Origin of the sequence: Pseudomonas citrullilanati (assembly GCF_030580855.1) — a bacterium.
Lineage (GTDB): Bacteria > Pseudomonadota > Gammaproteobacteria > Pseudomonadales > Pseudomonadaceae > Aquipseudomonas > Aquipseudomonas citrulli.
Genome location: NZ_JAUQOP010000049.1, coordinates 16,672 through 37,521, shown reverse-complemented (window position 1 = coordinate 37,521; position 20,850 = coordinate 16,672). Strand labels below are relative to the sequence as shown.

General features: G+C 63.2%; 23 protein-coding genes. 8 read left to right on the top strand and 15 right to left on the bottom strand.

The genetic code is table 11. From position 1 onward, the window contains the following. Positions 1-262: 262 nt before the first annotated feature. A complete protein-coding gene (locus Q6A48_RS23005) occupies positions 263-736 on the top strand; it encodes a cyclic nucleotide-binding domain-containing protein (protein ID WP_304556677.1) in 474 nt (157 codons plus the stop codon). Between the two features lie 235 nt (positions 737-971). Here the strand turns inward: Q6A48_RS23005 and Q6A48_RS23000 are convergent, their stop codons facing one another. Then, positions 972-1,259, bottom strand: coding sequence for a hypothetical protein (locus Q6A48_RS23000; protein WP_304556676.1), 288 nt, complete (start codon positions 1,257-1,259; stop codon positions 972-974). A gap of 76 nt (positions 1,260-1,335) precedes the next feature. Between Q6A48_RS23000 and Q6A48_RS22995 the strand changes: the two genes are divergently transcribed. The 4 genes from Q6A48_RS22995 (at position 1,336) to Q6A48_RS22980 (ending at position 3,575) form a co-directional block, all read left to right on the top strand. Next, positions 1,336-2,022, top strand: coding sequence for a spermidine synthase (locus Q6A48_RS22995; RefSeq protein WP_039593339.1), 687 nt, complete (start codon positions 1,336-1,338; stop codon positions 2,020-2,022). Positions 2,023-2,069: 47 nt separating this feature from the next. Continuing rightward, on the top strand, positions 2,070-2,444 hold the full coding sequence (locus tag Q6A48_RS22990) for a YajD family HNH nuclease (RefSeq protein WP_025212393.1): 375 nt from the start codon (positions 2,070-2,072) through the stop codon (positions 2,442-2,444). Between the two features lie 199 nt (positions 2,445-2,643). After that, positions 2,644-3,114: an RNA methyltransferase gene (locus Q6A48_RS22985; protein WP_003184248.1), complete on the top strand. Its 471-nt coding sequence runs from the start codon at positions 2,644-2,646 to the stop codon at positions 3,112-3,114. 77 nt (positions 3,115-3,191) lie between these two features. Then, complete coding sequence (locus tag Q6A48_RS22980) at positions 3,192-3,575, top strand: YgaP family membrane protein (protein WP_304556675.1); 384 nt, start codon at positions 3,192-3,194, stop codon at positions 3,573-3,575. Between the two features lie 123 nt (positions 3,576-3,698). Here Q6A48_RS22980 and Q6A48_RS22975 read toward each other — a convergent pair whose 3' ends face one another. After that, complete coding sequence (locus tag Q6A48_RS22975; protein ID WP_304556674.1) at positions 3,699-4,928, bottom strand: hypothetical protein; 1,230 nt, start codon at positions 4,926-4,928, stop codon at positions 3,699-3,701. Between the two features lie 30 nt (positions 4,929-4,958). Further along, entirely contained in the window at positions 4,959-5,408 is a 450-nt protein-coding gene (locus tag Q6A48_RS22970; protein WP_304556673.1) for a YcgN family cysteine cluster protein, read from the bottom strand. A 160-nt stretch (positions 5,409-5,568) separates the two neighbouring features. Here Q6A48_RS22970 and Q6A48_RS22965 point away from each other — a divergent pair, with 160 nt between their 5' ends. Next, positions 5,569-6,162, top strand: a complete 594-nt coding sequence (locus tag Q6A48_RS22965) for a nitroreductase family protein (protein ID WP_304556672.1) — start codon at positions 5,569-5,571, stop codon at positions 6,160-6,162. Positions 6,163-6,399: 237 nt separating this feature from the next. On the opposite strand, the gene Q6A48_RS22960 is transcribed toward Q6A48_RS22965, so the two are convergent. The 6 genes from Q6A48_RS22960 to Q6A48_RS22935 form a co-directional block, all read right to left on the bottom strand. Next, positions 6,400-7,332 carry a D-2-hydroxyacid dehydrogenase gene (locus Q6A48_RS22960; protein WP_304556671.1) on the bottom strand — a complete coding sequence of 311 codons (933 nt, stop codon included), beginning with the start codon at positions 7,330-7,332 and terminating at the stop codon, positions 6,400-6,402. Between the two features lie 122 nt (positions 7,333-7,454). Beyond that, a complete protein-coding gene (locus Q6A48_RS22955) occupies positions 7,455-7,748 on the bottom strand; it encodes a YcgL domain-containing protein (protein WP_042729662.1) in 294 nt (97 codons plus the stop codon). Further along, on the bottom strand, positions 7,745-8,878 hold the full coding sequence (gene rnd, locus Q6A48_RS22950; protein WP_304556670.1) for a ribonuclease D: 1,134 nt from the start codon (positions 8,876-8,878) through the stop codon (positions 7,745-7,747). Before rnd ends, Q6A48_RS22955 begins: the two co-directional genes overlap by 4 nt. 121 nt (positions 8,879-8,999) lie before the next feature. Further along, a complete protein-coding gene (locus tag Q6A48_RS22945) occupies positions 9,000-9,641 on the bottom strand; it encodes a class I SAM-dependent methyltransferase (RefSeq protein ID WP_304556669.1) in 642 nt (213 codons plus the stop codon). 69 nt (positions 9,642-9,710) lie between these two features. Further along, positions 9,711-11,360 carry a phosphoethanolamine transferase gene (locus Q6A48_RS22940; RefSeq protein ID WP_304556668.1) on the bottom strand — a complete coding sequence of 550 codons (1,650 nt, stop codon included), beginning with the start codon at positions 11,358-11,360 and terminating at the stop codon, positions 9,711-9,713. Between the two features lie 193 nt (positions 11,361-11,553). Next, positions 11,554-12,936 (bottom strand): glutamine synthetase family protein, encoded by a 1,383-nt coding sequence (locus Q6A48_RS22935; protein ID WP_304556666.1) that lies wholly within the window; start codon positions 12,934-12,936, stop codon positions 11,554-11,556. 510 nt (positions 12,937-13,446) lie between these two features. Here Q6A48_RS22935 and Q6A48_RS22930 point away from each other — a divergent pair. Further along, on the top strand, positions 13,447-14,370 hold the full coding sequence (locus Q6A48_RS22930; RefSeq protein WP_304556665.1) for a LysR family transcriptional regulator: 924 nt from the start codon (positions 13,447-13,449) through the stop codon (positions 14,368-14,370). A 12-nt stretch (positions 14,371-14,382) separates the two neighbouring features. Here Q6A48_RS22930 and Q6A48_RS22925 read toward each other — a convergent pair whose 3' ends face one another. From Q6A48_RS22925 to Q6A48_RS22900, 6 genes are all read right to left on the bottom strand, one after another. Beyond that, positions 14,383-14,748 carry a 5-carboxymethyl-2-hydroxymuconate Delta-isomerase gene (locus Q6A48_RS22925; protein ID WP_304556664.1) on the bottom strand — a complete coding sequence of 122 codons (366 nt, stop codon included), beginning with the start codon at positions 14,746-14,748 and terminating at the stop codon, positions 14,383-14,385. Positions 14,749-14,847: 99 nt separating this feature from the next. Beyond that, complete coding sequence (locus Q6A48_RS22920) at positions 14,848-15,771, bottom strand: LysR family transcriptional regulator (RefSeq protein WP_304556663.1); 924 nt, start codon at positions 15,769-15,771, stop codon at positions 14,848-14,850. A gap of 195 nt (positions 15,772-15,966) precedes the next feature. Further along, positions 15,967-18,051, bottom strand: coding sequence for a DUF6311 domain-containing protein (locus Q6A48_RS22915; protein WP_304556662.1), 2,085 nt, complete (start codon positions 18,049-18,051; stop codon positions 15,967-15,969). Further along, the gene (locus Q6A48_RS22910) at positions 18,048-18,422 is read right to left on the bottom strand and encodes a GtrA family protein (RefSeq protein ID WP_304556679.1); all 375 of its coding nucleotides are present in this window, start codon (positions 18,420-18,422) and stop codon (positions 18,048-18,050) included. Before Q6A48_RS22910 ends, Q6A48_RS22915 begins: the two co-directional genes overlap by 4 nt. Positions 18,423-18,427: 5 nt before the next feature. Continuing rightward, positions 18,428-19,138, bottom strand: a complete 711-nt coding sequence (locus Q6A48_RS22905; RefSeq protein ID WP_304556661.1) for a class I SAM-dependent methyltransferase — start codon at positions 19,136-19,138, stop codon at positions 18,428-18,430. Positions 19,139-19,141: 3 nt separating this feature from the next. Then, positions 19,142-20,110 carry a glycosyltransferase family 2 protein gene (locus Q6A48_RS22900; protein WP_304556659.1) on the bottom strand — a complete coding sequence of 323 codons (969 nt, stop codon included), beginning with the start codon at positions 20,108-20,110 and terminating at the stop codon, positions 19,142-19,144. Positions 20,111-20,446: 336 nt separating this feature from the next. Here Q6A48_RS22900 and Q6A48_RS22895 point away from each other — a divergent pair, with 336 nt between their 5' ends. Continuing rightward, entirely contained in the window at positions 20,447-20,638 is a 192-nt protein-coding gene (locus Q6A48_RS22895) for a YegP family protein (RefSeq protein ID WP_304556658.1), read from the top strand. Positions 20,639-20,850: the final 212 nt, after the last annotated feature.

The window sequence follows — 20,850 nt, the reverse complement described above, 5'->3', positions numbered from 1 at the left end:
ACAGCGCTATGTCTCGCGCTACAACATCAGCAGGCCTCACAGCTACAACGACTACCGGTCGCCAGTCGCGAAAGAGCGCTTGGCGGCGTAAACCTTAATCGGTGTCCAAGATTACTTGACCAGTTCAGCTTGCTCGCGATAGCGGTGGGTCAGACAACATCGACGCTGACTGATCCGACGCCATCGCGAGCAAGCTCGCTCCCACAAGGGAACTGTTTGAATCCAGAACCGCTAAGACCACAAGAAAAAAGACCGTGACGACATGTCAGAACCGACCTTACTGAACAAAGAAATCCGTGACTGGCTGATGGACTGCGGTCTGTTCGACCAATTGCAGCCTGCCGACTTCGCCGCGGCGTCGGGCTATTTCAGCATCAGCGCCATCGCCGCGGGCGAGGCGATCTTTCGCGAGGGGGATGCCGGCAGTTTCATGTGCATCATCCACACCGGCCAGGTGGCCGTGCAGAAGACCGGCCCCGACGGCCAACCCGTGACCATCGCCACCTTGCGCAGTGGCCGGGCCTTCGGCGAAATGGCCGTGCTCGACGGCGAGCGGCGCTCGGCCAGTTGCATCGCGGCCAGCCCTTGCCAATTGCTGAACCTGGGCAAGGATTCCCTGGAAAAAATGCTCAACGACGCCCCCAAGATCGCCGCCAAGATCATCCGCGCCCTCGCCGTCTCCCTGTCCAAGCGCCTGCGCATGGCCGATGGGCAGTTGTTGTCGCAGCAGGTTTGACCCTATCAGTCAGTTGAAACACAGAACCTGTGAGGGGTGCCTGTGGGGGGTGCCTGTGGGGGGTGCCTGTGGGGGGTGCCTGTGGGGGGTGCCTGTGGGAGCAAAGCTTGCTCGCGATAGCGGTGTTGCATATGCCGACGTCATCGCGAGCAAGCTTTGCTCCCACAGAGTTCACCGCAATGCTCGAACCCACCGTTTTTTTACCATTCAGTTGTTCCATCGACTGGCTTCAGGCCTACCCCCCTGGCGACTTGGCCTTCGGCGCTTGCGGCTCCAGGCCCGGTATCGGCTGGTCCTTGGGTGGCCTGGGCATTTCGATCGGCGGCAGCAAGGGCGGCCCGCCGCTTCCCGGCCCGGCCTTGGGCACGCCGTTGGGCGTGACCGGCGGATACGGCATGGGCGTGGCGGTGCCCGGCGAACCGGGAATGCTGGGTGGGCTGACCGGAATCGTCGGTTGTTGAGCCTGGGCGCAACTTATTGAGAGCGCCGCCAGGGCAATGGCCGTTAGAATGATGCACTTCATCAATGGCTCCGTGGCGATTGTCTGTCTTCAGGCTAGTCCCTGCCACGCCGGTCTGCCCTCCTTCCACGAGATTTCCATGAAACGTTTCGTTCTGCTCGACACCACGCCCATCCCTGATAACGGCGGTGCCCTGTGCCTGTTCGAGTACGGCGAAGACTTCGTCATCAAGATCCAGGGCGGTGACGGCGGGCAATTGATGAACACCCGCATGCACGGTTCCGAGGACGCCCTGGCCGAGATTCCCTGCCGCAAGGTCGCCGGCCGGCCGGGTTCGCGCGTGTTGATCGGCGGCCTCGGCATGGGCTTCACCCTCGCCTCGGCGCTCAAGCACCTGGGCAAGAGCGCCGAAGTGGTGGTGGCCGAGCTGGTGCCCGGCGTGGTGGAATGGAATCGCGGGCCCTTGGGTGAAAAGGCCGGGCGGCCGCTGTCGGACCCGCGCACGGTGATCCGCCTGGAAGACGTGGCCAAGGTGCTGCAAGCCGAACCCCAGGGGTTCGATGCGATCATGCTGGACGTGGACAACGGTCCCGAGGGCCTGACCCAGAAGGCCAACAGCTGGCTGTATTCGGCCGGCGGCCTGGCCGCGTGCGCCAAGGCCCTGCGGCCCAAGGGCGTGTTGGCGGTGTGGTCGGCCAGCGCCGACCGGCAGTTTTCCGACAAGCTGAAGAAGGCCGGCTTCAAGGCCGAAGAGGTGCAGGTGTTCGCCCACGGCAACAAAGGCACCCGCCACACCATCTGGATTGCCGAGAAGCTCAAGGGCTGAGCTAAACTCTGTCCAACCGTCATCAGTCTTCCCACAAAGGTGAACCCATGAGTTCGTCCACGCCACCGTCCAACACCGCCAAGCTGGACCGCATCCTCGCCGACGCCCAGCGCGACCGGGAAATGGGCTACCGCGACAAGGCCCTGAAAATGTACCCCCATGTCTGCGGCCGCTGCGCCCGTGAATTTTCCGGCAAGCGCCTGAGCGAACTGACCGTTCACCACCGCGACCACAACCACGACAACAACCCCCAGGACGGTTCCAATTGGGAACTGCTGTGCCTGTATTGCCACGACAACGAACACTCGCGCTACACCGACCAGCAATACTTCGGCGAGGGCTCCCTGAGCACGCCGAAGATCGCCAAGGCGACCCACAATCCCTTTGCCGCGCTGGCGGGGTTAATGAAGAAAGACGAGTAATCCAGCGTTGTGGCGAGCCCCGTTTTGTGTGGGAGCAAGGCTTGCCCGCGATGAAGCCGATGCGGTCTTTCAGAAACCGAGGTGCTGGTTCGCGAGCAAGCTTTGCTCCCACAGGCTTGTGTAAACCGCACATCTCGAACCTGACCACCCTCCCCCATTCCCCGTATAATCGCGCCTTTTCCCCAAAGGCATTCCGCCCGTGGCCAACAAACGCTACAGCTGCATCGGTCTGTTCAACCCCAAGTCACCGGAAAACGTCGGTTCGGTCATGCGCGCCGCCGGCTGCTACGGCGTGGCATCGGTGTTCTACACCGGCAAGCGCTACGAGCGCGCCGCCGACTTCGTCACCGACACCAAGAAAGTCCACTACGACATCCCGCTGATCGGCATCGACGACCTGAAGAAAATCCTGCCCCTGGGCTGCGTGCCGGTGGCCGTGGAACTGGTGGACGGCGCCCGCCCGCTGCCCGAATACACCCACCCGGACCGCGCCTTGTACATCTTCGGCCCAGAGGACGGTTCGCTGGACAAGGACATCCGCGACTGGTGCGAGGACGTGGTGTACATCCCGACCACGGGCTGCATGAACCTGGCCGCCACCGTCAACGTCGTGCTGTACGACCGCATGGCCAAAGGCAACAACACCCGCTCGGGGCCGCAATTCCGCTGACTGGCGTGAAATCCGATTGAACAAGGGAATCGCTCGGGCAGTCAGCTTTATACCAATCCCCACACTGGAGACAGATCATGAGCGATAACAATCCGTTCGAGCCGATTGAAAGCACCCCATTCCAATCGCATCCGCGGCAGAACGTGCACGGTTGGGAGCGCATCGGCTCGCTGGCCGGCGGCGTGCTGATGATGGGCAAGGGCTTGCGCCGTGGCGGGGTGATCGGGCTGGTCCATCTGGCCATTGGCGGCATGGCGCTGGCGCGGGGCATCACCGGGCACTGCTCGGCCAAGTCCCTGCTGGAGAAGAATCGCCAGAACCTCGACAACGCCCGCGCTCGTATCGAACAGGCCGGTGAAGAGCTGACCCGCATGAAGGCCAACGCCGAAGCGGCGACGGGCACGGCCACGGTGACGGGGAATGATTCGTTGACTTCGCCGTCGCCGAAAGCTGGATTCTAGGTTTTTGCGGTGGAATTGATGGCCTCATCGCGGGCAAGCCTTGTTCCCACACTGGATTTTGTCGGAGGAAATATTGGGTATGACTCAATCCTGTGGGAGCAAGGCTTGCCCGCGATAGCGGTATTACCGAAGTAACTTGGTATCCAGCACCGTGGAAGCGCCGCCCAGGATGCTCTCGCTGAGCTGCACGAACTCCTCGGTATCGACGGTTTCCAGGCGCATCGCCCCTTGCAGGACATCGTCCAGGGAACGCTTGTTGCGGGTTTTCAGGCGGATCTCGCGGTCCAGTTCCTGGAGCAGCAACACCGCTTTGGCCACCACCGCGGGGCTGATCTGCTCGCCGCGCAGGCTGGTGACACCGCGGCTGTCCCGGGCGAGCCGGTCATTGAGGGCCTGGTAGCGCTCATCGCTCATGCCGCCGGCACGACGCAACAGTTCGATGGCATAGAACTCCGTCAACCCCTCGCTGATCCAGTCACTGCGCTCACGGTCATTGACCCGCGCCAGAACCTGCACCAACTCTCGCAACAACGCGCTGCTGCCGCGCTCGCTCACCAGCGGCGGACGACTGTGCAGGTAGATCGATTCGTGGCCGCCCTGGGCGCCACGCCACAGCGGGTCGCCCGCGCCAACGATCAACAGCTTGGCGGGATGCCGCGGCACCACCGCCTGCACCTGCGGCCAGACGAACGTCAGCAGTGTCAGCACGTCCATCCGGCGCATGCCCTGGCCTTGCGGCGAGGCCACCGTGACTTCGGTTTCCCCCAGGCGTGTACGACGGCTGCCGAGCTTGCCGGCGAGCATCCAGCCGGTGGGACGGTCGAACAGCCGTGAAGGATTGTCGATGCGAAAGCGCTGCTTGCCGATGCGTGGCCATGGCGTCTCGATGCTTTTCCAACCCTCGGGCAACTCGACCTCCAGGCGCGCAACCAGCTCGACACCGTCCTGCTGGTCGAGCTTGGCCGACGGCACCAGGTCGTCACCGCGCAGCAGGGCCCAGGTCGGGGTCATGCGGGTTTCGTAGGTGCCCGTCTTGCGCGCATGGCTGATGCGCACCCGGTAGCTCAGGCTGGCCTTGTCGGCTGCCGGTCGCCAGACACCCCGGGCGTGCTGGCCGGGGGTCAACTGCCACTGGCCGTCCGCCTTGAAATCGCTGTAGCGGCTGCCGTCGTCGAGGTCGAAATCCAGGCTGCGCACCGCCGAACCCCGGGCCAGGGTCAGGCGCACTTCGGCCTGGTCGCTCTGGGGCAACAGGTGCACGTGATAATCCAGGTCGACCTTCTGCGCCGCCCACAGCGGGCCGCACACGGCCAGGCAACCGGCCGCCAGCATCCGTTTCAATCCTGCAGCCATGGGGTCTCCCTGGTAGCGATGCCCGGCGGCTCAGCCGGCGCGAAAAATCAGATGATCTTCCCAATCCTCTTCCGGCACGCTGCCTTCGGCCAGCATGCGCCCGGACTGGGAAATGCGTTCGTGGTGCACCGCATCGCGATCACCGCAGACGAGGTGATGCCACAGCGGCAGGTCCTTGCCCTCGCTGACCAGTCGATAACCGCAGGTCGGCGGCAGCCACTTGAACTCATCGGCCTTGCCCGGCGTAAGTTGAATGCAATCGGGAACGGACGCGCGACGGTTGGCGTAGTCGCTGCACTGGCAGGTCTTCAGGTCCAGCAGTTTGCAGGCGATGCGCGTGTAGTAGACGCTGTTGTCTTCTTCGTCTTCGAGCTTTTGCAGGCAGCACAGGCCACAGCCGTCGCACAACGATTCCCATTCCTGCGAATCCAGCTGATCGAGGGTTTTGCGTATCCAGAACGGTTCGACTTTGGCGGCCATGGCTCAAGCATCAACATCAGGTGGTGAAAAGGCCGACAGTCTAGTGCCCGGGCTTCTTCAGGCCAAGCATTGGCGACTGTCGGTAGGCGGGGTCTTGCCAGGCCAGGCGCCGCGACGTAGGTTGTTCCATCCTTTTCCAGACAACCCCGCCAGGTGAACCATGAGCGCCAATTCCCGCATTGCCGATTACGCCATTCATCCGCAGTTCATCGAACGTTGGTCGCCACGCGCCTTCACCGGCGAGAGCATTGCCGAAGAAACCCTGCTGGGCTTTTTCGAAGCCGCACGCTGGGCGCCGTCGGCGTACAACTCGCAACCGTGGCGATTCCTCTACGCGCGCCGCGACACGCCAAACTGGGAGCGTTTCCTGGGCCTGCTCAACGAATTCAACCGCAGCTGGGCCCAGCACGCCTCGGCGTTGGTGATCATCGTCTCGAAAACCACCTTCGCGGTGCCCGGCGCCACCGAAGAAACCCCGGCGCAGAGCCACACCTTCGACACCGGCGCCGCCTGGGGCCACCTGGCGCTGCAAGCCAGCCTCAGCGGCTGGCACACCCACGGCATGGCCGGTTTCGACCAGGCGCTGACCCGCCAGGAACTGAAGATCCCCGAGGGCTACGACCTGCACGCGGCGGTGGCGATTGGCAAGCTGGGGGACAAATCCACCCTGGCCGAATACCTCCAGGCCCGCGAAACCCCAAGCCCACGCCGACCGTTGAGCGAGCTGGTGGCGGAAGGTGATTTCAGCCTCTGATGCGACACAGGTCTTATGTGGGAGCGAGCTTGCTCGCGATGCGCCAGGTCAGTCACATCGATATCCACTGACACACCGCCATCGCGAGCAGGGCTCGCTCCCACAAGGGGTCTTCAGTGACAACAAAGCCCAAGGCCTCCACAAACTCCTTGTGGGAGCGAGCCTGCTCGCGATAGCAGTCTTTCAGGCACATCCCTGCCGGCTGGCTCGCCGCAAAAAGGGGCATCGCAGCAGGCTTCAGTAGCCCCGGTTGAAATCCACTTCCCCGCGCAAGGCTTCACCCGCCTGGTAGGCCCGCAGGTTCTCCAGGAACAGTTGCACCATCATCGGTGGCGAGGTCGGGGCCGAGCTGTGGCCGGTGAGCAGCAGGCCCCAGGCGGTCCAGAACGGGTGGCGTTGCGGCAGCGGTTCCTGGCGGCACACGTCGATCACCGCGCCGGCCAGGTGCCCTTCCTTCAAGGCCTGGACCAGGTCCGCATCCACCACCGCCACGCCGCGGCCGACGTTGATGAACAGGCCGGTGGGCTTGAACTGCTTGAACAGCGCCGCATCGTACACGTCATGGGTGTCCGGCGTGTTGGGCAACAGGTTGATGACGTAGTCCGCCTCCCCCACCAGGCGCGGCAAGTCCACCAGCGCGCCCACCTCGATGAACGGTGCCAACGCCCGGGCTTCACGGGCGATCCCATACAACTGCACGCCAAACGGCAACAGGAACTGCGCCACGCGCTGGCCGATATCACCGGTGCCGACGATCAATACCTTGCGCCCGGCCAGCCCCTGGCCCTGGCGGTTGTCCCACTTGCGTTCCACCTGGCTGACCAGCCGCGCCAGGACCTCGCGCTCATGGCCGAGCATGTAGGTCAGCACGTACTCGGCCATCACCTGGCCGAAAATACCCACCGCCCGGGTCAGGCGGTAGTCGCGGGTCAGGCCCTCGGCGAGCAACGGCGTGATGCCGGCCCAGGTCGATTGCAGCCAGCGGGGCTGATGGCCTTGGCGCAACAGCGTGGCGAGCAGGTCGGGCTGGCCGAGCCAGACCGGGCAATCGGTGGCCAGCCGCGACAGTTCGGCGGAGTCGCCGCTGGTCAGGACGTCAAGATCAGGGGCAGCCTGGCGCAGCAGTTGGGCATACACCGCATGATCGTGTTCGGCAATCAGAACGCGCATGAATCAAACCTTTCAAAAACAGTGCAGACGACCGCCGGCGGGATCTCTCCCGCCCTGGGGTCATCATCGATAAATCCATTCCAGTGTTTCAAGCGCCCCAGGACGGGGCCTCGGGGTACCTGTCAGACCGGGTCGTTACGGCGCAGCAACTCTTCGGGCAGGTGCTCGATGTACTCGTCTTCGGCGGGCGGCATCTGCAAGTGATAGCCCTGGGTGTCGAGGTTTTCCAGCACCCGGTTGATGTCCTCACGGGACAGCTGTCGCTCAGGGGTCAGGACCAGGTCAAAGGCATGGATCGCCTTGCCGAAGGCCGCCATCAATGGCTCCGGGACCCTGGCCAGCGCGTCGCTCTTGAGCACATACAGGTACATCTCGTTTTTCTTCGAGCTTCGGTAGATGGAGCAGATACGTTTCAAGGCTGTTCTCCGGCAGTGGCCAGGCTGTCGAGCAGCGCCTGGCCCATCAATTCGCGGCGCCAGCCACGCAGCGAATCGGGCAATTGGTAAGGGCCCTCGGGGAAGCCGCTCTTGATCAGGGCCTCGAGGGTTTTCTTGCGCAGCATCAGTTCCGGGGCAATCCCCAGGCGCTCGGCTTCGGCCTGCCCCAGCGCCCGCAGGCGCTTGACCAGGGCCGCGGCCTCGATCGGCAGAGGCTCGGCCACGGCCGGCGGCCATTGCTCGGGCGGTACGCTGCCGGCGCGCTTGATCAGGTCCAGCAAGAACTCGCCGTCCTGGCGCACGGTGCGCGGGTGCATGTCTTCGATTTTCGCCAACGCGCCGAGGTTATCCGGCTGTGTGCGGGCCAGGGGCCACAGCGAGTGCTCGCGGATGATGCGGTTGCGTGGCAGGTCACGGGCCCGCGCCTCACGCTCGCGCCAGGCACACAACTCGCGCAGCACGGCCAATTGGGCACGGGAGAGTTTCCAGGCCAGCTTGGCCTCGCGGTACACCTCGTAGGGATCGACTTCGCGCCGCAGGTTGGCCACCAGTTCGGCGCCATCCTCCAGGACCCAGGCGTATTTCTCATCGGACAGCTTCGGACGCAGTTGTACGAAAACTTCCGCCAGATGCAGCGCATCTTCGGCGGCGTAGCTGATCTGCGTCTCGGACAGGGGCCGTTGCAACCAGTCGGAACGGGTCTCGCCCTTGGGCAGGTCGATCCCCAGCACGTCCTGCACCAGCCGCGAATAGCCCATGGAGAACCCGAGGTTCAGGTAGGCAGCGGCCAGTTGGGTGTCGAACAGCGGCGCGGGCAGGCTGCCGGTCAGGCGCAGCAGCACTTCAAGGTCTTCGCTACAGGCGTGCAGCACCTTGAGCACCGCCGGGTTTTCCAGCAGGGCCGCCAGGGGTTGCCAGTCGTCGATGGTCAAGGGGTCGATCAGGTAGGCACGCTTGCCGTCGCCAATCTGCAGCAAACCGGCAATCGGGTAAAAGGTGTCGACGCGCATGAATTCGGTGTCGAGGGCGACGAAGGGCAACTGCTGCCATTCGGCGCAAAACTGACCGAGGCTATCGTTGTCGCGAATCCAGTGAATATCGATGGCCACACGGCTCTCCCTTGAAGAATGGCGCGCAGTATATATCGCCGCCGGCGATTGCGAGCATTCGTAGAGCCAGAGCCTGTGAGAAATTGCCCGCGCAAACGCAAGAATAGTCCTACATGAAGAACTAACTGGTCTTACGTAATACATAAACCCGCGTCAGCGCAAAACCTGGCAGGAAATCCTGATGCCACAACACGCCGAAACCGGCCTGGCGGAACTCCGCCTCGATGTCCGCCTTGCAGACCAGGGTGCCCTGTGAAGGATGGCCGAACTTCAAGCGCCCCTCGATCTGCACCGAGACGATCACCGTGTCGCGACTGACCCGATAAAACTCGCGCAACAGCGCCAGGCGGTGCTCGCGGGTACCGACGTGCCGAAACAGTTGCAGGCAAAAAATACAATCCACCGCGTTGGCGGGCAGCCCGATGCTGAACGCCGAACTGGGAAACGTCCGGACCCGCTGGAGCAGCGCGCCACCGTGGTGGGTGAGTGCGTGTTCGAGCATGTCCGGCGACGGGTCCGCCGCCAGGATCACCCGGTTGGCATGCTCGGCCAGCACTGGCCAGAACCGTCCCGCCCCGCACGCCACATCCAGCACCAGCCCCGGTTCACCGGCCACTTTCAGGGCATTGCGCACCAGGTGCTCGTCACGCCAGAACGCCAGGCGCAGCCGTCGAGGCGCCGGTTGGCAGCAGACTTGCGCGTGCTCCTGATCGTGCTGCCGGGCAAACTCAAGCTCGACGGTGGATGGGGGTAGACCGGACATACGAACGGCTCTTGGGAAATGGATGACAGACAGATTAAACGGCGTCGCGTGAAAAAAAGGTGTAGGCGCTCACTGTCGCGCCAACACCCCATCGATCACCGCGCCGCGGCAATTGGCGAACAGGTCCAGTTCCGGGTTGTAGACCTTGCTGCTGACTTCCAGCAGCCCAAGCATCGAATGAAACAGGTTGTCCTGGCTCAGGGGCTTGTCCCGGCTCAATTGCAGGCAATGGGTGTCCACCGAAAAGGACTTCTGGTAGCTGTCGGAAAACCACGCCAGCATCGCCACGTGCTTCTGTTGTTCCGGGGCAAGCATGTAGGGCGTGCCATGGAGGAACAGGTTGTATTCGCCCAGGGACTCACCGTGGTCCGACAGGTACAGCATGGCCGTGTCGACCTTGTCCTGGTTGGCCCGCAGCAGGTCGATCAGCGTCGACAACACATGGTCGGTGTACACCAGCGTGTTGTCGTAGCCGTTGACGATGCTCTCGCGGCTGCAATTGTTCAGGGCATTGCTTTCGCACACCGGGGTGAAGTGTTCGTACTCCTTGGGGTAGCGCTTGAAGTATTCCGGCCCGTGGCTGCCCATCTGGTGCAGCACCAGCACCGTGTCCTTGTCGAGGGTGTCGATGAAATGTTGCAGGCCTTGCAGCAGGATTTCGTCGCGGCACTCGCTGTTGGCGCACAGCGCCGGGTCCTTGAGATTACTGACATCCTGCAGCGTGACCCGGTCGCAGGTGCCCTTGCAGCCGGACTGGTTGTCCCGCCAGATGACCTCCAGCCCGGCGCGCTTGAGCACATCCAGCAAGCCTTCTTCGTTCTTGGCCTTGCTGGCGTCGTAGTTCTTGCGGCCCATGTTGGAGAACATGCAGGGCACCGACACGGCGGTTTCGGTGCCACAGGAATGCACATCGGTGAAGGCGATCAGGCCGGCTTCCTTGTCCAGTTTCGGCGTGGTGTCGCGGTTGTAGCCGAGGATGCCGAAGTTCTCGGCGCGGGCGCTCTCCCCCACCACCAGCACGGTCAGGGATTTGCGTCCGTGGGTCTGCCAGGCCGGATTGCGGCTGGCGTCCTCGCCCACGGTAATGAAGGGTTGCTTGGCCGATGCGACCTGTTCGCGCAGATAGCCGACGGAAGCGCCGATGTAATTGCTCGGCACGACCATCAGGCGCAACTCGTGGTGGTTGCGAAACAACGACGACAAGCCTTGGTAATTGACCAGCGCGACGCCACCGATCACGACCGCCGACGCCACCCCGACCAACAACTTGCTTAATAACTCCCGGGGCCAGCGACGATAACTGATCGGCGTCTTGAACAATAACCAGGACGGCACGACGCCCAGCAGAACGATGTAGGCAAACAACTTCAGCGACAATAGGTCGCGGACTTCCGTGGCGTTGGTTTCGGCAAAGTTGCGCAACATGCCGGCATCGATCAGCACGCCATATTGGGCCATGAAATAGGCCACGCCGGCGCTGATCATGAACAGCAGCGTCAGTACCGGCTTGAGCAGCGGCCGGAACGCCACGAGCGTCAGCACCAGGTTGAAGGCGCAGAAAATCATCACGGCGAAGGCCAGGCACATCAACAGGCCACGGGCGTCCGCCGTGGTGATCGCCAGCAAGTGTTGCCAGAGCACGAAGTTGAAGCCCACTAACAGAAAGGCACTGGCCACCAGTGTCACCCACTCCGGGCGCACGGCTTTAATAGTCGGCATGATAGTTGACGGTTTCCTGAAAGTTGCTCTTTGGAAGAGAAGTGCGGCAGGTCAATGTGAAAAATTCATTCCCTACGGCAACACAAACTTTAAGTACGCCACCATCAATTTTTCGTGAAAAAGTTGCTATTAAATAATTTTTTAAGCAACCCGCCGCACGCGGCTCGGTGACCGCGTGCGGCTCACCCGGGTGTCAGGCGTGATGCAGGTACCAGCGCCAATCCTGCTCGCCCACTTCGCCCATGAACTGTCGATATTCGGCGCGCTTGACCGCCAGGTAGACGCCGAGGAATTCAGCACCGAACGCTTCCCGCGCCCAGGTCGAGGCCTCCAGGGCGCACAGGGTGGTGAGCCAATCGGTAGGCAACAGCGCGCTCGCCTGGGCATAGCCATTGCCTTCGACCGGGGCACCGGGATCGCACTGCTGGCGTATGCCGCGATGGATACCGGCCAATATCGCCGCGGCCGCCAGGTACGGGTTGGCGTCCGCGCCGCAGATACGGTGTTCGATGTGCCGGGACGGTGCCGGCCCACCGGGCACTCTCAGGCTCACCGTACGATTGTCCACGCCCCAGGTCGCCGTGAGCGGCGCGTAGCTGTGGCTCTGGAATCGCCGGTAGGAATTGGCGTTCGGGCAGAACATCAGCAACGAATCGAGCAGGGTGTCGAGCATGCCGCCCACCGCATGACGCAACAGCGGCGTGCCCTCGGCGGCTTCGCTGGCAAACAGGTTGTGGCCCTTCTCGTCCGCCAGGCTGACGTGCATGTGCAAGCCGGAACCCGCCAGGTGGGCAAACGGCTTGGCCATGAAACACGCGGCCATGCCATGCCTATGCGCCACGCCCTTGACCAGCCGTTTGTAGCGCACCGCTTCGTCCATGGCCTGCAAGGCATCGGCGCGGTGTTCAAGAGTGATTTCCACCTGGCCCGGGGCGTACTCGGAAATGGCGGTCCGGGCGGGAATCCCCTGGCCCTTGCACGCCGCATAAAGATCCGCCAGGAAGGGTTCGATCTGCTCCAGTTCGCGCAAACCGTAGACCTGGGTGGCGCGCGGCCGGGCACCGTCGGCATCCAGGGCCGGCTGCGGCCGTCCCTGGCTGTCGCGTTGCGCGTCCAGCAGGTAGAACTCCAGCTCCGCCGCCATCACCGGGTAGTAGCCGTCCGCCTGCAAGGCCTCGATCACCCGGCTGAGCAGGTAGCGCGGATCGGCGACGCTCGCGGGCATGCCCTCCTCGGGGTGCATGCTGACCTGCACCGCCGCCGTGGGGATCAACCGCCACGGCAGGCGCTGCAAACTGCCGCGCAGGGGATAGGCGCGGCAATCGATGTCGCCGACTTCCCACACCAGCCCGGAGTTTTCCACGTCGTCGCCATTGAGGGTCAGGCCAAGGATGGTGCTGGGCAGTGGCCGGCCACTCTCGTAGACCGCCCGTAATTCATCGCGGTGCAACAACTTGCCACGGGGCACGCCGTTGTTGTCGAGGATGAACAGTTCGAACAGCTCGATATCGGGGTTTTCGCTGAGGAAGGCGTCGGCGTGTTGCACCGGCGCGAAGGATGTCTTGGCAAGGCTCATCGCAAGGCTCGTATTGTCATGTCGGACAGGCGCCCAGGCGCCGTCAACCCGTGCTCGCGTCGGCAAGCACCGTGAAGGGATCAACAGGAAACGAAGGTGTCCGGAGGACGTGCATGGCGACAATGCCAGAGTGCCCAGAAGGCCAGTTCGGAGGGCAGCGCGCTCAGCGACGGCGTCGCGGCAGGCCGCTGGCCCACCGCAGTCGGTGACGAATATTGGAATGTCGGGGGCCAACCGTCCATGAGCGCATCACTGGAAATATATCGGGGCAGCGTCCCACGACGGCCCACGGCGATTAAACCTCGATTTGGTGGAGTTTGGATCGGGCCCGGCTAAACATTGGATGAGCGACCCGGACGTTGATCGGCGCGTCGTATTCACTACATTATGTGTCCCACTGCCGACCGAGAAACGGCCTGCCCGGCATTCTCTTGGGACCATCGTTCCGTTACGATCATCAGCCTGGTTTGCGCAAGATCCGCGCAAGGAGCACAGCGAGAGACAGAAAGGATGCTGAACAGTAACTCCCTCAGAAAGCTCGATATGCAAGACCTCATGGTGTTTAGCGCCGTGTACGAGCAAAGCAGCGTCACCGGCGTGTCCGAGGCGTTGTGTGTCAGCCAGTCCACTGTCAGCTACTGCCTGAAGAAACTGCGAACCTGTTTCGAAGACGAGCTGTTTATCAACACCCGCACCGGCATGCGCCCGACCTGCAAGGCCGAGGGCATGTACGACCATGTGCGCGCCATTTTGCAAAGCATCAACCTGTGCCACGCCGGGACGCCAACGTTCGATCCGACCCGGCAAGCCATCACCTTCAATATCTGCGCGCCGGAATACTTCGAACACGTGATCCTGCCGCCGTTGCTGCGAAGCTTCGACTACGCCGACCTGCCCGTGGTGGTCAACGTGCACAAGCTCGAAGCCGACATCCCCGCCGAAGAGCTGCGCGACGGCAGCCTCGACCTGGTGATCTGCTTCGGCCCGGACTTTCACAGCCGTCATGCCGACCTCAAGACCCGGCAGTTGCTGGAGGAAGAACTGGTGTGTGTCGTGGACAAGCGGGCGACGCCACTGGAACCGCAATTGAGCCTTCAATCGTTCGTACAGCGCCGGCACGTTTTTCCGACACCCTGGACCTCATCCAGCAACATGGTGGACGGCTGGCTGTCGCAGCAGGCGCACCACCGCCAGATTGCCGCGCGGGCCAACAGCTACAGCGCCGCGCTGAAGATGATCACCGGCACCGATTTCATCCTGACCTTGCCTCGCCGCATCCAGAAACTGCTGGCGAACGAGGCGATCTTCAATCACCACGAAGTGCCCAGGGGCCTGCCGGGGTTTACCCTGAACATGCAATGGAGCCAGGCTGCGGACCAGGACAGCGCCAACGCCTGGCTGCGCGAGCAGATCATCAAGGCCAGCGCCGGGTAGGCCCGCCGCGGCTCAATGACCGATCAAGGCCTTGGCATAAGGGCCGCGATCGATGTCGAGGATTTCCGCGCACAGCTGCACCGAGACACCTTCCGGCCAGGGGCCAAGCTCCTGGATCACCGCCAGCAGGCTGTCGGCCAGCTGTTTCTTGACCTCCGGCGAGCGACCGCTCAACAACGCCAGCTTCACGTGCACGAACGCGCGCTCGCCCAGGCCGGTGCCGACCCGAAACGTTTCCACCTTCATGGCCCGGCTCTTGATGTCCGACTCCGCCGCGAACTGCCCGGACGCCACCAGCGCATTGTTGAGGCGCAACAATGCGACCTCGGGCTTGAGCTCGGGCAGGTTGGCGGTGTACTCCATGTGCAGGTGGGGCATGTGTTCGACTCCAGTTCGACAATGACGAGGTGATGAATGCCTCGCAACCTTAGCTCGACTTTCGCCTTTGCGGCAGGTTTTGTTTCGTCACCCGGCGTGTCAGGTGCGTCCCGGCACGATGCGCTCGCCCATGAACGCCTCCAGCCGGGACCGCAGCCAGCGCTCGGCCGGGTCACTGTCGACATGGCTCAACCAGACCATGGACAAGTCCAGGGTGGGCGTCTTGAAGGGAAACGGTTCGCTGAACAACTGGCCTGAAGCCGCCATGGCGGCCGCGGTGTAGTCAGGCAGGCTGGCGATCAGGTCCGTGCCCGCCAGCAGCGCCGGCAGCGCGCTGTACTGCGGCACCGACAGCACCACCTGGCGCGTACGGCCGATCTCGGCCAGCCACTCATCGGCAAAACCGGCCACATTGGCGGTATGGGACACCAGCACATGCGGGCGCGCACAGTATTCGTCGAGGGTCAGCGGCGTGTCCGACGCATCGGCACGCAGCACCCGCGGCTGGATGTGCCGCAACAATTTGCGCTTGGCATTGGCCGGCAGCCCGCGCGTCTGGCTGATGCCCACGGTGATATCGCCCGACGCCAGCAGGTCGGGGATGCGCCAGTAATCGACGTGCTGGACCACGAACACGATCTGCGGCGCTTCCTGGCGCAGGCTGCTCAGCAAGGGCGGCAACAGGCCGAACTCGACGTCATCCGACAGGCCGATGCGAAAGGTCATGGTGCTGCTGGCCGGGTCGAAATCGTGGGTCAGGCTCAGGGCCACCGACAGCGAGTCCAGCGCCGGGGACAAGTGCCGGATGATCTCCTCGGCCCGTGCGGTCGGCTCCATGCGATGGCCAACGCGAATGAACAGCGGGTCGTTGAACATCTTGCGCAAACGGTTGAGGGCCGAGCTGATGGTGGGCTGGCCCAGGAACAACTTCTCCGCCACTCGCGTCACGTTGCGTTCGAGCATCAGCGTCTCGAACACCACCATCAGGTTGATATCGGCCTTGCGCAATTCATTGCGATTCATCCACAACTCCCGTTCCGGAACTGGGTGCAGTGTAGGAACGCCGGGGGTACGCGTCTATGCGCAGAAGGTCCAAGCACAAAGGAACCGGGCTGATACCAAGCTCCAATCTGAGCCGCGAACGCGGTGGGTCAGCCACGTTGACTGACCTGGCACTCCGCGTTCGCGAGCAGGGCTCGCCTCCACAGGATGAGGTGTCTAGTTCACCGTCAGGGATTTCAGCCCCAGCCCCATGACTCGCTCATCTGCCCCCAACCCCAGCGCCTTGGGACTGATGGCGTCGGGCATGTGGAAGTGCAGCCGCACTTGCCCTTCTGCTCCTATTGCCTGATGAATGGCCGGCGTCAGCGGCAGTTCAAGGGTGTTGTCCTGAAAGCGAGTGAGCCGCGTCGACAGCGCCGCCACGCCGTTGATCGAGACGTCGACCCGTTGGCTCGTGTGCCGGGGCTGTACGAACGCCGCCGCTTCAACCGCAATGGACCGGGCCTGCGGTGGCACGCGCAATACCACCTCAGCCTCGTTCCCTTCGGACCAGGTGCCCCACTCCTCGACACGGCCCCAGCCCTTGGTCAGCATGGCGTTGGCCCGGTTGAACAGTTGGCGCTCACCCAGCCGGACTTGCACGTCCAGCGTTTCGTCGGCAAACACCGGACACGCGGCACACGACTTCCACCCCGGCGCCAGCACCACCAGCCCATCGACGCGGGTCAGCAGGTCGGTCTGGTGATCAACGGTCTTCGCGGCCAGCGGCGCGGCACGGCTGTCGAGGATGTACAGCGAATCCGCCTCGTACTGGCCGCTGGCGAGCATCTGGTCGGCGTGCCGTTGGGCCCGTTCGATCTCCCGGGTGCCCATGCGCCCCAAATACACGCCGTCGGTTTCCAGGCCGTGCTCCACGGCGTACTGGCTGGCCAACAGCCAATTCTCCGGTTGGTTCTGCGGCATCAATGTCCGCACCTTCGAATAATGGCCGGCGGCGCTGGCCCAGAAGGGGTCCTTCAGCGGCGTGGGCCAACTCGACGCGGCTGTTTGCATCCGGTTGCTGCGCAGGCCGGCCCATCCCGCGTGGGTGTCCAGGACCTGCACCACCAGGGCGAGCGCCAACAGGCAGGCAGCGGCCCGTGGCGGGTTGCCGCGGATCACCAGGAAGATCACCACGAACACCAGGGCGTAGAACACCGGCCAGAACATCCGGCCGGCCGCACGGAAAATATTCGCCAGTTTTTCAACAGTGCGCGGGAGCCAGTAATGCACATCCAGCGTGCCAATCCCGACGTTGTTGGTGAGCGAAAACAGGGTCAACCCGATCAAGGCCCACAGCAACAGTCGTTTATCGCGCACGGCGTTGACCAGACCGGTGTTACCTTGCAACCCTGCCACGCCAGCGCAGATCGCCAGCATCAAGATGCCCAGGCCCAGGTAGTTGAAACCCTCGTAGTCACCCGGCCCCTGGGGCAGGTCCCGCAGCAGGTGCGACCAACCACTGGGGTTGACCAACGACATGACGTTCAGGCGATACAACCCGTAGCCGCCCGCCACGGTCCCGCCGCCCACGCTGAAATAACCGGCCTGCCAGCAGCAGAATGCCACGAGCAGGAACACACCTCCCAATTCGACCCCAGCTTCGCGGCGCGACAACCGGGCTTGCAAGGTCCGGGTGGCAAGATCGGCCAGCCAGATCAACGCGACCATTGCCAACAGGTAGGCATGCACCAGCGCCGTGGCAGCCAACAACCCGCCCCAGGCCAGCCGGCGCTTATCCAGGCCGGGGCGCAGCGCCAGGTACAGGGCGGCGAGGATCAGGAAGTGCCCGGACAGCGACAAGTGCCCGCCCATGCGCAGGAACATCGGCGGCGAAAACACCAACAGGCCGGTGCCCAGCAACCGGACCCACACGGACGGCGTCAGCAGGCCGAGCAGTTTCCAGGCGAACCAGGCTTGCAGGACAAAACAGGCCAGCAGCCAGAAACCGAAATACTGGAAGGTCGCCGGAAGCCAGGCATCGAACGGCTTGAACAGCAATGCCAGCAGCGGGTTGGAGTCGGAAAAGATGATCCCGTTGCCCAGCTCCAGCCCATAGGAGGGGTTCATGCCCAGTGGAAAAGTCCAGGGCGAATGTCGGAAAAATGCCCAGCCCATGTAATGGGTCGCCGCATCGCCCTCCCCCAGCCAGGCAATGTTCGTCGGGTCCAGGACCCGAGGGCCGATCACCAGCAGGAACGCCAGCGCCCCCAGCAACAGGGGCAGCAGGAAAACCGGGAAATGCTTGCCGCGAGCGGTCATCGATACGTCCAGAAGTTATGCAGGATGAAGGTGAACACCGGGATGACCAGCGCCACCGCCGCGATCCCGGCCCGGTAGTCCAGGCCGGCGCCCTGGGCCACCCAGGCCACCAGCATCGCCAGCCAGAACCCGCCGACCGACACCACCACGAACCGACCGAGCGTGCGGCCACGCAGCTGGCTGGAAAAACTCCACAGGGTGTTGATCAGGTAGGAAACGAGGGTGGCGACAAGAAAAGCGAACCCGTTGGCCAGCGGCGGGTTGGCCAGGACCAGGTGCATGAACGACACCGCAGCCACGACATGTATCGCGGTGACGAACAGGCCCGTCAGGGCAAAGCGCAAGGCACGGCGCAGCAGCGGCGAGTGCATCCAGGTCACGGCTTCTGCGCCAGGCAGAACACGGTCAGGCCGGCGACACGGTTGGCGCCCATGAACGGACGCTCCAGCGTGCACAAGGCCTTCAACACGCCGTTGACCAGCGGATGATGCCGCGCCAGCTGGGACTTGGGCGCCTCGCCGCGAGCACGGCGCTGCACCAGCCGCAGGCCGGCAGCGATGGGAAACACCAGGCCGAAGTAATAGGCACCGTGCTGGGCCTGCAGACCGGCTTGCGCCACGACGTCCTCCAGTTGCCTGAGGGTATAGCGCCGCTTGTGCTCGAGAAAATCGTCATGGCCGCTCCAGAGAAACTGGAACGCCGGCACGGTGATCAGGAAACGACTGCCCGACGGCACTTTGTCGACATAGCCCTTGAGCAAGCCGACGTCATCGTCCACGTGCTCCAGCACATCCATCAGCAGCACCAGGTCAGCGTCCAGCGTGTCGATGGCGCGCCGGTAATGGACCGGCTTGCCGGCGGTGGTGGCATCGGAATCTTGCGGGTAACTGATGTCCACGCACCATGCCTGGGCCGTCTCGGTATGGCTCAGCAAATGGTGGGAAAAAAACCCCGACCCGGCGCCCACGTCCAGCAATGTGCGGGGCGAAATGCCCTTGAGCAGATGGCGCATGGCGAGCGCCTTGGAACGGTAATACCAGTGCTGCCCGATATCGGGCCCCAGGATATCGGTTTCCTTGAGATCCACGGTTCAGTCCTTAGGGTCATAGATGCGCCGCACCAGGAACACCGGTCGACGTTTGGATTCGATGTAGGTGCGGCCCAGGTATTCCCCCAGCACGCCGATGCCGATCAATTGCAGCCCGCCCAGGAAGGTGACCGCCACCATCAGCGAGGCGTAGCCCGGCAGGTCGACCCCGGAAATCAGGGTCCGCAGGATGATGAACATCGCGAAGGCAAAGGACACCAGCGAGACGCACAGCCCCAGGTAGGTCCAGATGCGCAAGGGTTCGGTGCTGAAGCTGGTGATGCCTTCGAGGGCGAAGTTCCACAGCCGCCAGCCGTTGAACTTGCTCTGGCCGGCGGCGCGCTCGGGCCGCACGTAATCGACATGGGTGGTGCGAAACCCGACCCAGGCAAACAGCCCTTTCATGAAGCGCCGGGATTCGGGCAACGTCTGCAAGGCGTCGACCACGCAACGATCCATCAAGCGGAAATCACCGACGTTTTCCGGCAACTTGTGGTCGGCGATCTTGTTGTGCAGGCGATAGAAGCCGTTGGCGGAGACCTGCTTGGCCCAGGAATCGGAGTCGCGGTTGACCCGATGGCCCAGTACCACCTCGGCACCGTTGCGCCAGTGGGCGATCATTTCGAGGATCACCTCGGGAGGGTCTTGCAGGTCGACGTCGATCGGCACCACCGCCTGGCCACGCGCCGCTTGCAGGCCGGCACTCAGCGCCGCCTCCTTGCCGAAGTTGCGACTCAGGTCGACGATGCGCAGGCGTGGATCGGTCTTCTGCCGTTCCAGCAGCCGCACCAGGGTGTCGTCGGCACTGCCGTCGTTGACGAACACCAGCTCCAGGTCCACCCGCGATTCCTGGGCGAAGACCTGATCGATCCGGGCGACGAACAAGTCGATGGACTGGGCCTCGTTGTAGACCGGGATGACAAGCGAAAGCGCTAGCCGGCCTTGCAGATCCGTTGCTGGATATTCAGTCACTTGATGGCTCTTTTTCTTATAGTGTTTTCGGACCTGGCGGACAGCCCAACCCCAGGTTACCGGCCCCAGGCGTCCCGTGGAGGGTGCCTGCATCGAACCGTATTAAGCAGGACCGGCCAGGGCAACGCAAGGATGAAACCGGAACTTACCCCAGACCCACCGGCCGCAAGATGACTTGTTTGTCGCTGCGGGTCGAGCCTCCGTTCGAACTCATGCCCGGTAATATCCGATCACCAATGGAAACGATTTTCCCGTAGCCAAACCCAGCCGTTTGGCTAGGCTTCCAGCCACATGTGAACCACATGTCTTGACTGAATAATCGCAGGGAGCGAACCGATGTATTTTGAAATCTACCGGCAGACCCGTGGCACCCACAGCACCGGCAAAGGCCAATGGCGCTGGCGCTTGAGGGCCGGCAACCATGAGACGATCGCCAGCGGCGAATCCTACGTGAACAAGGCCGACTGCCTGCACGTCATCGGGCTGATCAAGAACGTCCAGGGCGAAACGCCCGTCAAGGAGATCTGAACGGTGCGAGGGAGCTTGCTCCCGCTGGGCTGCGAAGCAGCCCTTTTTTGTAAGCGCTTCGCACTGGAGCGCCAGCCCGGTCAAGCGGGAGCAAGCGCCCTCGCCACAGGGTCAATCGCCGCAAGTGACAGCCGCCGCGGCCCGAGCCGTTTTTTTGCTGTAACGAAGGTTTTCAGGCAGGTAGGGTAGGCGGACAAAATCAGGAGGCTGGT